The 12360-nt window shown below is 63.5% G+C and carries 1 protein-coding gene (only partly in view); it reads left to right on the top strand.

Features of this window, described 5'->3' with window-relative positions:
* The first annotated feature begins 36 nt into the window (after positions 1-36).
* A protein-coding gene (locus QSK18_RS34715) for a hypothetical protein (protein WP_285628494.1) crosses the window boundary here: on the top strand, positions 37-12360 show its 5' portion. 23976 nt of this gene lie beyond the right edge of the window; 12324 of the gene's 36300 nt are visible here — the first part of the coding sequence; its start codon is at positions 37-39; its stop codon lies off the right edge, out of view.

A 12360-nucleotide genomic window follows, 5' to 3' on the forward strand; every position in this document is an offset into this window, starting at 1 on the left:
AGCGCGTCTGACGGCTCCTCGAGGGACCAGCCATCCGTGGAGTCCAGCGGTCCGAACATCGACGCTGCGCGTCAACCGGACCAGGAGGTATTCGACGAGAACCGCTCCGCACTAAACCTTCCCCCAAGTCAACACTCCGGTCTGACAGGTGGGCCGCTGTTGGAGCGTACGGCAGAGATATTGCGCCAGAACGGCTCTCCTGTGCCGGAAATCCTGGCCCGTCATCCTCAGATTGTTGCGGGGATTCTTCACGGATATGACGCCGCGGTGCGGCCCGTCTTGGGAACTGGCGACGCCGTTAGCCGGGTTCTCGTAGACGCTGCTGGCGGCCCGCAAGCCTTCGCAGGATTGAGCGAACCAGAAAGAATCGGCCTTATTGCCGACGAAATGGCACTTCGGGCTGTCTCTTTAGATGCGGTGGACTCGGCGTACGCACAGTGGCAAGCAGAAGCTGACGAGCAGGTCGCACTTCCTCCGCAGGCTGTGGATTTGCTCGGGGCCGAAGTGACTGAGCGACTGCGTGCCCTGCGCGACAGCATCTGGGACGCTGACGTACGAGACGCTCTCGGCTACGGGCGGTTTGAGGACAACATATTTCACCTCTACCGGGAAGGGCGTACGCGCGAAGAATTCCAGGATGCCTTCGAGCGGGTCAAACGCCTTGACCAGCAGGCTGCGTTGGTCTTCGCGAAGGTTCCGGCCTGGATTCGTGAGCAGCACCAAATTCGAGCCTCGATCCGCGACGCGGCCCGTACCTGGCACGATCTGGTCGGGACGGAGGAGTTCAACCGCAACTACGCGATCACGCAGGAGGTCATGGGCGATCTGTTCGAGGGCTTCCGCCGTGACCTCGCCTTTATCGATCACTACCTGCTGACCGACGGCGAACAAGACCTGCGGGCCCTGCTGGAGAACGATCGGTGGGCGGTCAGCACCACTGGCGGACACGACGGCAGCCCGTCCGCGCCGTCGGCGTTGTCCGGCCTGGGCCTGCTGGACAAATACCGTCCGCAACCGGCGGATGGACAGCCCAACGGTGCCGAACAGACCCGTACACGCCTACTGCAAATGCTCCAAAGCTTCAGCGCGACAGAAAAGAACGTATCAGCGGCGCAGCGGCCCGGCCACACGGTTCAGACGCCGTCGCTCCAGGACGAGTTCCTTGCCGACCCCTACCCTCGAATCCGCGCCGACCAGGCGAATCTGCGGGCCCTGTGGCAGTCGCTCGAGCGCTCCGACGACGTGATTGACCGCGCCTTGGCAGAGTTCGACGCCGAGGCTCAGCGGCGCGCCACCAGTATCAAGGACGCGGCCGATGAGGGCCGTATCACCCTGCGTGAGGCGGCGCGAAAGCTGGCCGATGCCTACGAAGGCCTGGTTGCGGTGGACGCCCGCGCCTACCTCGAGTTCCACCATGCCGTCGAAGGGTTTCAGCAGCGGGCTTTCAGGCAGGCCGAGCCACAGATCATTACACAATGGCAGCAGATGCAGGCCCAGGCCGCCGCCGACGAGGCCCGGCAGGTGGTGGGCGCGGCCGTGCAGGAAGCTTGGAGCCGTACCGCCACTTTGCCCGATATGACCGAGCGCGTGAGGCAGTTTCACGAATCCTTGCGTACCCCCCAGTTCGACCAGCTGGCTGAGCAGATTGGGGAACACGTCGCCGCCAGCACCAACACCCTGCCCACCTCGGAGGTGGTTGGTCTATACGACCACGGGCTGATCTCCTACCACCGGGCCGTCTTGGCCACGCAGAAGACCATGGTTGCGGGCGTTCGGACAGCCCCTGCGGCTGATGGGGTCACCGTTCGGCTGGCCGGGCTACCCGCCACCACGCCCGATGTCATCGACACCTTTGAGATCACCGGGGATCCCGGTCCGCGGCAGATGCACGTCGAAGGCCCCTTCGAAGGCCGGGAGATCAGCGCCGCTCAAGTCGCTCAGATCATCATTGACCTGCCGGAGGCGTTGCGCCCCTCGGCGGAGCAAATCGCACTGCCCGATGGCCTGACCTGGACCATGAACGACCTGCTCAAGATCGTCGAGCTTTATTCAAGCCAGCCAGTCAGCACGCCCGACCTCGGCTCCATCATCAGCGAAACCGGTAAGCACGACAGTGGACTCGACCAGCCTAGTGCTTCCGAATCCGAAACTTTGCCTGAAAGCGAGTCTCAGCAGCCAGGCTCCGAGTCTGTCAACCGGCGGCGCGAGGTCGACTGGTCGGATATTGCTGCTCCGATGAAGTCTTTGGGCGGAATGCAGGCCGGATTTTCTCTGTCCGAGTTTGGCCTCTCGACAGACAACCGCCCCCTTCTGCCCGAGCAGCCAACCGTCTTCGCCCAGCTATCACCTCCGGCAGGTTCTTCTGCCCAGCCGATCTCTGCGCCGCAGGCACCAGCGCCCGCCGGCAGCGGCATACAGTGGACTGAGTATGCCAATAGCGATTCGGTGATTCTCACCGCCATGCACCAAGCACCCTTGGTGGAGCCCTCCGCTCTGCTCACCGAGCCGGATCGCACCACTCTGCTTGTGCAGGCACACGGTGGTAATCCGTTGGTGCAGCAGAAGATTAGGGAATACGTCATCGATCATGCCGATCAGACCGCCTGGCGCATCTACACACCGGGTCTGCCGGAAGCCTTCCTGCGTGATCTGGTCTGGGACACGAAGATCGACTTGGTCTACACCCCGAACGGGGCGGGGACCGACGGCCGTACGATGCCTGCACCCGACGGCAGTCCGGGCCCCGGCTGGGTGCGGATGCGCGCTGACCACGTGACGGCTTCTGAACCTGTCACTGGGGACAGTCTAGTCCCGGCTGAACCGGGCTTGGCAGAAGGTCTGGCGTCGGCTAACCCGCCGGAGCCTAAATTAAGGGTGTCGGACGGTTCCCGCACCTGGCTGGTGGACGATCTGGGCGAGCACCATGCGCCGGTCTTTGACCCGGTGGCCCCGACAGCCACTGATCGACCTCTGATGAGTCAAGACCTCGCGGTCCCGGGGGACGCCGGGTTCTCGCTGCATCTTGGGCACGGGGTAGCGGTCGTGGGACCCCGCGGCCAGGTGCCTGATCAGGCACCTAGCCCGGAGCCGGGCTGGGTGGTGATATCGGTCTTGGGAGACACCCGGGACCCGGGGGTGCAGAATGCGGTCGTAACTGCGGCGCAGGAAATCGGGGCGGGCCCTGGACTGCCGATGCGGTTGCTGGGAGAGATTTCTCGCGACCTCGCCCACGACCTGTCCGATCGATTTAGCACCGAAGTCATCTACCCGCTGCCGACAGACCTGCGGGCTGAGCCGGACGACTCACAATTGGTGCCGACCGATCTGCACAATTGGTCCCTGCGCTACGGGCCTGGGTCCGAAGGAAAAGACTGGGCCTTCGACGACCTGTATGGCACACCCGAGTGGACGCGCCGTCTGCCACAGCACGACCGCTCGGCCCCCCTGGCAGTCACAGCCGGTTTCCCCGAGACGAACATTGAGACGCATCTGCTACGGATGCCTGCTGGGATCATGCTGTCCGACAGCGTCGGACTCAGCGCGCGCGCCGGCCAGATGTCCGTGCATGCTCTCCGACCGACCATATCTGCCGCCCAGACGTCGGACGCCGACCTGGCGCAGATCATCCTGGACAGGTGGCGGGAGTGGGCTCCCGGCGTCCAATCGGTGCGCCTGCACGACAACCGCCGGCCCCTCTACCTGAAGACGCCAACGCCAGCCGCCGTGCAGAACCGGATGCCCCGTGGTCCGGTGAGCTGGAACCCTGAATGGAACCAGGTCGTCGACACCCGCCCGTACAACAAGCCGATCGAGGTCAGCGGAGCCGGACCGCGGGTGCTGGAACTGGGCAGCGCAATGCCGTCCAAGCACGAGGTGGCGGCGGCCTTGGCGGAAGGGGCGACTGTTCCGCGGCACCTGGTGATCCCGCTGATGCGCCTCGTGGCGTCCCTGACTCACGAACAAGGCCTCATCATGCCGCAATTGCGCACGATCGAGCCGGTAGCGCTGCAGGACGTCGCCCGGGAGCTCCTAAAAGTCAATGGGGCCAAGGGCGAAGCAGACCCCTTGGGCGGGCTACTCACCCGCATCGCGGGGGGGACCCGGCGCACACAACCAAGGCCCCAGAACTCTCAGAACGAGTCCGCGACCTTGCCCCGCTGGGCTCCGCCACCGCCGCATCATCACCGGACCCCCGACCCGCATATTCTGCGCAGCTATTTACACAGCTCAAAACCTTTGACGCGTCTGCAGAGTCAAACCTTAACGCTTGTGGCCCGCGCCATGGACCCGAGCTTGCGCACGCCCGAGAGAACTCACTGGCTGAGTGGACTGGACCCGGACCGGTTGCGCTCGGAGGTTCGCTCCCGGCTGGAACCGTTGCAGCAGGCGGCCGAGGACCGTCAGGCGACGAACCTCGCGATCCGCGCGGCAGATCCCCGGAGGCGGCCCTCGGCCCAGATCCGTCCGCCGGACGTGCTCAACGAGCTCCTCGCGCGAATAGCGCGCGACGAGAACGTTCTGGCTTTCGAGAAGAACGAGCATGGCTACCAGGCCCGTATCATCGAGCTCTCTGAGGACGCGACTGTTGTCGTCGTGCATCCAATCGTGCTGCTCACCCCCATGGACGGTGTTTCCGAAGAGGAGCTGATCGCGGTCGCGTCCCGAATGAACGCGGGCATGGTCACAGCGTGGGAGAACAGCCCGGGAACCCAGGTGGGCGGCCGTACTGTGTTCGTCCGGGCCCGGCCGGTCATTCACCTGAACCCCAACGCCGCGGCAGACCGAAGGATCTTGGTTCACCCGGATGCGAAAACCGTTGATATGCGAGAGGATCAAAGTAACGTTTTCGTGAGCAGCGTGCCCTCGGTCCTGGGGCATGAGCTCACCCACGCGCTCGGCCTCGGCGATCGATACCTCAGCGATGTGATCGACGCCTTACTGGATCCCATGCGCCGCGGCGGGTTCTGGGTCTTTGAACCTGGCGGCCAGACCCGAAGGTGGGTCGTTCCCACCACCCTAGACATCGGGCCGACGCTGATGAGGGATGGTTTGTCGATGGCCGGCATCAACCCCTCCGGGAGGGACGTTGCCGAGGTGTACGAACGCGCCCGGGCGGGAGACCGGATGGCGGAGCTGCCCGGCCGGCGCCACTGGCTCTCGGAATTCGATCTGCAGCGTTCGCGCGCTGAGATCCTCGAGGTGCTCCGGACACAGATGACGAACGCCGGGCTCCGCCGGCTACTGCCACGCTTCTCTCGCGAGCCCGGTGCCGTAGCGGGTTTCCCACCCGACCATCCCTTGGTAACCGAACTCGACGTGGTTGCGCTCCGTCATGGACTCACCGGAAGCAGTGAGCATCAGGTGCTAATCCAGGTTGGGCTCCCTGGGGCCAAGAGCGTCGATCGGGTCCTCGTCCAGATGACCTTCGGCTTTGGGCCAGCAGTGCCTTCGTCCGAGCGGACCGTCGACATCGTGATTGGTCAGCGGGGCCAGGCTGACCCGACGACGCTTGATCAGAAAGCAGTCTGGATCGGATCGGTTCCGTTGTGGGCGGCCTCCGACACGACGGACCTGTCGTTCTTCGACGTCGATCTTCCTGTCGCGGTGCAGACCGGGGTGGGGACGGAAACGGGCGGGCGGCGGGACGGCGGGGTGACCTCACCGGCGGACAAGAACCGTCCGATGTCTCAGATCGGGCGCAACGGCGCCCGTGAGAACCGGTTGACCGAGCCGCAGCCCATAGCAGGGCCGCAGTCGTCGCGGTCTTCGGATGATGGCACGCAGAATACGCGATCGGTATTGGGTTTCGACTTGTCAGGTCGGCCGTGGTCGATCACTCAGAGGCCTCCTACTCCGGGGCGCATCGCGCTCAGTCATTCATCCCTCTACCCGGGCGCGACTGCTCGTGGGCGCTGGACCCTGCCGGCAGGTGAGCAGGCCGTGGTGTCAGCAAGCGACTTCCAGGACTGGATGGACGGTTCCAGCAGTCGGGTGCCTGCGTACCGGCGTGACCGGCCGCCGTTGTCGACCGACCTCGAGATGACGGCCGAGCAAGCTCGTGTATTGGGCCACCAGACGCACCTGGACCTGGTGCACCGGCTTCCCCCGGAGGAAGGGACCGAGGAGTTCTCCTGGTCACGGGTGGTGAGCCGGCCCACGCTGGAGGGTCCGCCACAGTTCGTCACCCAGGGACCGGTTCGGCAGCTCGCTGGCAACCCGATCTGGCAGGCGGGGACCACTACCCCGTTGACCGGCCCTTCCCGGCAGCAGGTCCTGCAGACAATCCTGCGTGGTCTTGAGGAGCACGGCATCAACATCCTCGGCACGCTCGACCGTGAAAGATTTCTGCAGTTCGGGCCCCCGCGTAGGGCGACTGGGATGGACCCAGGGCGTGATGGACAGGGTCATGCCCTGTCACCGCACTTCCTTCACGAAGCAATGGTCAGGGTTTGGGCGCTCAGCCGCGAGGCGCAAGACAGCAACGGTCCCAGGTCCGCGCATCTCCCGTCCCGCACAATCGGTCGTCGCCAGTACACCATTGCAACGACAGTCACACCCGAGAACAGTGGCAGCGGCCATCGTGTGGACCTGTTACTACGCACCGATTTCGGGCCGTTGATCGCCGGACGGTTTGTTCGTATACCCAGCAGGACGCTGAGGACCGAATGGGCGGCTCTAGACGGAGATGCGGAACGGGCCCGGGTCACAGACGGGCTGCGCCAGGCCGGCCTGGACCTGCACCTTGTGGAACGCCTTGGCCTTGACCTGTTCGGTCTGCACCGGGATCTGGTGCGGGAGGGCCGAACGGAAGAGTTCCTCGGGATATTGCGTCAGATCGACGGTCTGACCGGTGGGCAGGCCCAGGAACGGTTGCCGCAATACCCGGTTACGGTGGGTGAGACGCGTCAAGCTGGACTGTTCGATCCTGAGCCCCCGATGTACCGCGACGGAATTGGCGATGCGCTTGACTACATGGAAGGCAGTGCTCAGCCGGAGCTAGACCCGGGCCCTGGTCGAGAAGCAGTTTCCCCGGCCACGCTGCCTACTTATGACGAGGCGGTGACCCTTCAGCAGGAATTGGACCCAGAGGCACAGGTACCAGCTGACGGGGACGGGTTAGCGGGCAGGCAGATGGGGGAGTCCTCGGCATCCGCGGCAAATACGGACGTCCGGGTCCCGGTCCCTGCGGACAAGGATTTTCGGACGCAGAACGACTCAGTGCGGATCTGGTCGAGAAGCGCTGACTATGAGGCCACCTTGCCGCCGGTCCCCGTGGACAGCGCTCGCCCCGACCCGGACCTGAACAAGGCCCCCGTGCGGACGGGGGAACCGCTCGAGGGCGGCGATACCAACCTCATCTCTGATCCGGAAACGCAGATATATGCCGACTCGATCTTCGAAGAAGAGGATGCCGCGGCAGTGGCACTCTTCTCCGACGGGTTCGGCGTTGCGGCGGAACCGTCCCAGAGGTCCGCGAATCAGGAATCCGCTGCCACAGGTCTCGTGCGGGATGTCTCCACCGAGCAGGAAGGAACCGGTCCAAGCATTGGATGGCACTCCGCCCGGCGGCCGCTGGACGACACCACCACGTTGGCGGACATCCACACCGAGGTGAACGTCTATCTGCGCAGTCGCGGGCGTGAGGGACTGTCACGCACCGCCGTGGAGGACCTGCTCACCCTGCCACGACCGCAGACGAGAACCCTCGTCGAACTGGCTGATGAATTGGCAACACTTCATCTCTATCCGGGAACGGTTACGCCGCGCTGGGCGTACGAGTTGGTCAGCAGAGAGTTCGAACGGACGGCTCGAGGCTTGACCATGACCGAGGGCGAGGCTCGTGGCGCGGCCCCGACCCTGCAGCAGGTCGGAGAGCTGATCGCTGACCTGCGCGAGTCGGGGGTGGACCTGAGGCATGGGCCGGACGTTGAGCGCCTGATCCTCAACCGCTTGCTACGCGGTGGGGTGCCGGCTGTGCCGGATGACACGAACATTCCAGCCGTGGAAAGCTCCGCTGCGGCAAACTCCTCTTCTTCGCAAGTCACAGCGACCGAAAATATTCAGACGTGGACGCACGCGCTTGCTGTACCATTGCTTTCTGAGGCTGAGGCCTACCACCTTTTGGTCAATCTTTACCTCCAGCCGACAGCAGGTCAGGCTGCGGCACTCCTTGTTCTGCTCAAGCAGATTTCGCCAGGAAAGGTTCTTCCAGAGCGTCACTGGGAGCCCGATTGGCCGCTCAATTTACGCCTGCACCTGATCGAGCGACTACAGCACATCAGTGACAACGGCTGGATGCTCAGCACCCGGTTGCAGGAGGTTTTCCAGAATCAGAACCCGCACCTGGCGCTGACGCAGTCGGATCTGGAGCGCGTCGGGCTATCCGCCGGGCCGACCAAGATCAGTCACTCACAGATGGTCGGCCCGGTGACGCTGGCCCAGTTCAGCGAGCAATACTCGGCCATCCCAGCTGTCCGTACCGGTATGGCTCCGTTACTGGAAAGTCCCTTATTGGAAGGTATATGGGACCTGAGCGGGCTCCGCGGTAATGTTGCGAGGTTCGAACATGCCCGCCAACAGTGGCTGGTGGATCGTGGCGCGGCGGCACAGGCGATTCTGGACGGGATGCCCGTACGGGAACGGGAATTCCTGATGGATGTTGCAATCCGGTCGGTCACCGCGGCGAGTGGCTATGGAATATATGAGTTCAATACGGATCCTGATGCATCTGTACTGAGGTCCCAGGTAGTTCCCTTGGTGGCCGTTCTCTTACGGGGTTCGCTGCGGAATGCCGAGACAGATCTTGCTGCGCAAGATATCCAGAACTTACCGACGGTTGTGAGCCGGACGGTCGAGAAATTGGCGCTGTTTTTGACCTCAGTTCTTAGCCTGGGAAAGGTCAGGTTGACCGGCGGGGGAGACATTGCCGGTGAAATCGAGGGACCTTTCGTCCTGGGGGAGCAGCAACTCGTCAATGAGGTCGATGAAGACGGGCAGACCTCAGTCGTTTTAGGAAACTACCCAAATTATGGTAAGGCGTGGATTGCGGCGCTGCCTGAGATCGGTGTAGCGCTGCATACGGACTCCGGTTACTTCTTGGTTGGTGAGGACGGGGTCACTTATCCGCGCGCGGTCCGCTTTGTCCGAGCGGTCACCGGAAAGGATCCCGAGGGGGAGTTCGGAGCCTCTGTCGTCGAGGTCACCTTCAGTTCTGGAAGGTCGACCGCTGGGGGCTCTGGCAGTGAGGGTGTCGAGGAATATCATGCTAACGCCAAGGCTGTCTTCTCCTGGCTGGATCACAGCGTCAGTCAGAACGTCACGTTGCAAGCGGTTCTTCATCCGGTCCGGCACGGACTTGAAGCAAGGGTCCACGAGTGGGCCGCCACTCATCGGGCAGCGGAGCCTGGTTGGGCTTCTGCGACGCAACGGGTCGCGACCGTGTTGCTCAATGAATCAGCTCAACTAGAACCTGGTATCAGCGAGTTGCGTATTAGTAAGCCCGAAAATTTCCATGAGGCTGCATACTTCCTGCAGTTCACTGCCAATACCGACGGTGCCGGAGTTCCCGCACTTTTGCAGGGGCTGGCCACACTGGCTGAAAAGATTCCTATTGCTAAGCAGCCGCGGACGACTCTGAAAAACGCGTTTCAGCTAGGTGGCGAGGTTTCTTCGATGTTCCTTTCGGAGTTGGTTGGCGGCGAGCTGCCCCAGTCCGATCTGGATTTTCTTCGCAGGTTTGCTGAAGTGCAGCGTCTTATCGGGACTGTGGTTACGGCTTATACGCATGCGGTCGCCGCTGACGACAGCGATCGATCGGGCGGACCCGAGTCGAATAGGCGCCGCATTAGGCTCGTGAAAAACCGACTGGTCGCACTAAGTCGACGTCCCTTGTGGGCGCACGTCAATGCTTTGGGAGATGATGCTCGTAGGTGGGTCGCCCAAAAGGCGGAGGAGCTGACGACCTTAATTGGTGGGTTCGCCGTCGATCATGAGGAGGGTCTGTCCAGCGGTTGGCTGGACCTCGCCTTTCCGGACTATGCCTTACCAGACCCCGTCGCTGGTCAAGACCGGCACCCGAACATGACCATGCGCCTGTTTCTCGTAGCGGGCTTTCGGGGGGAGAAGAGCTACGGTTGGAAGACGCTATTCGGAGGGACCACGCAAGCTACGGGTGCCGCCGCCTGGCGTTCCAAAGACCCAGAGGAGGTGTTCGAGGCTCGGTACATTCCCAATGTTGTTAGCACGCCACGCGGCGTGCTAACAATCGCGCGGCACACCCTGCACGGGACCGACAAAGGGTTGAAAGCTGTCCAGCGTGTTGCGCGCGAAGCGGATAGGGCTGCAGCCCGGGCCCAGGAACTATCGGACACATTTGGTGGCCTGGCGAAGGCAGCCAGGGACCTGAAGGCTGGGAGCCTGATTTTCGGTGAGGGACTGCGGCTTCTGCCAAACCAGCCGGTGAACGGTCGCGGACTACTCCAAGAGCATGCCAAACGCAGCGGCTGGTCGGTAGTCGAACTTTCGCCGGACCAACAAGAGTCCGATGGTGGCTTCACCTACTCCAACCGCTTGATCCAGGACCTGACAGCCCGGGTCGACGTCGCCGGACCCCAGGCACGTCGCACACTGGTGATCTCGCAGAAGCTCACCGATCCCCGTTTGGAGCAGCTACGGGCGAGGTACGGGTTCGCCCTTCTTCAGCCGGCCGGGGCCGAGTACACCCTGGTGACGCCGCAAGGCTCTACCCAGGACGTGGAATGGTTCGACGACCAGATGATTGCGGTCCTCTTGGACGAGCTGCAGGCCCAAGAGGAGTCCGGTGAGGTGCAGCCGGAGTCCGGTGAGACCGGCGACCTGCACGGCGACCCGGCCGCCGTCCCCCGTTCTCCGGGTGGGCTGTCTGGTGGGGCTGCTGTGCCGGCAGTCACGAAAGCGCTTAGCGAGGCTGGGCTGTCGGAGGGGGTCATGTTGCAGGCGCATGCTCATCTTGAGCAGGCGTATGAGGCGTTCGTTCAGGCCGCGCTGCGGGCGGGGTCGTCAAGTGGAATCGACCCGTCAGCGCTGCTAGGGCTGGGGACTGCGGCAGCCAAGTTGCCGCCGGAGATCCATGAGTGGATGGGGCGAGTTGTCTCCGCGGGCGACACCGGCATGGTCAGGCAGGTCGGCGATGTACTGGTCGAGCACATGGGGCGGCAGTTCGACGTCGATCACCGGGATATCGCTGACCTGGTGCGGATTGGTCGTGGTGAGTCGCGTGATTCGCACTCGGTCTTGCTGGATGTGCAGGTGGCTGATGAACCGGTAAGCACGTTAGGTGATGCATTGCGGGTAGCGCTCTCGCTGTTCCCACTTTCGCGACCGGTTCCGCCCGCGCCTTCTCAGGTCACCGAACTGGAACGACGGCAGTATCCCGTGCAGGGAGTGCAGCTACTTGGGCTTGCTCCTGAGCGTGTCTGGTACCAAAAGCACCGTGAGGCGTTCGAGGTATTGAGGCGCCTAGGCGCTACCAATAGTGCGGAAGTCGAGGAGTTAGCCCAGTACACCGGAATCCAGCGCCAAGGCCTCTTGGACGCCACCGTCCTGTTCCGGGAGCTATTTCCGGGCAGCTACGACGTCGCCTTGATCGCGGCTGTTGGCCGACTACGAGCGCTGGCCCTGTCCGCGCTCAGCCCTTTGCGTGATCGCGGCTATCCGGACCCGGTCACGCTCGCGCACCTGGGCACCCTTGCCGATCTTGTCCTGCCGGCGGACAGACGGTCCGTTCAAGACCGGATCCGTCATCTGGTCGACCTGGTGGGCACCACCACCCTTACCTCGATGGACAGCCTGCAGCAGGCCGTGCATGAGCAGACCCATCGTCTCTTTCGACAACGAGCCTGGGAGCTCGCGCAGATCCCAGCGCGTGTGGCCGAGGCACAGGAGTCCCTGAACCTGCTGAGGGAGCACCCGCAAGACAGCAGCGAGCAGCGAAGCCACCGCATAGCGGCGGTCGTGATGTCGGCTCGTGACCTGTCGCTCCAGAGCGGACCAACCGCTCCACGGCAGTGGCGCTCACCGATGGAAGCGGTCGAAAGGGAACTTACAGCGATTCACCGGGATGCCTTCGCGCAGTTGCTGCCTGAGGTCGAGCAGCGGGTGCGTGCGTCCGAGCAGGAGCTTGAGAGCATTTACGGGTCACCCGGAGCCGCGCACGAGGTCGCGCCTGGCCCGTTCACTGCCTGGCGCCTGGCCACATACCGGGCTGAGTTGAACCAGGCAAAGGCTCAACTTGAGGTACTGGTTGAGCGACGCGTGCGTGGTGGACTCGCTGATGCGGGCTTGGTGAGACGTCTCGTCGACCTGTCGGCCGTGACCGAACGA

Origin of the sequence: Kineosporia sp. NBRC 101677, from assembly GCF_030269265.1 — a bacterium.
GTDB lineage: Bacteria > Actinomycetota > Actinomycetes > Actinomycetales > Kineosporiaceae > Kineosporia > Kineosporia rhizophila.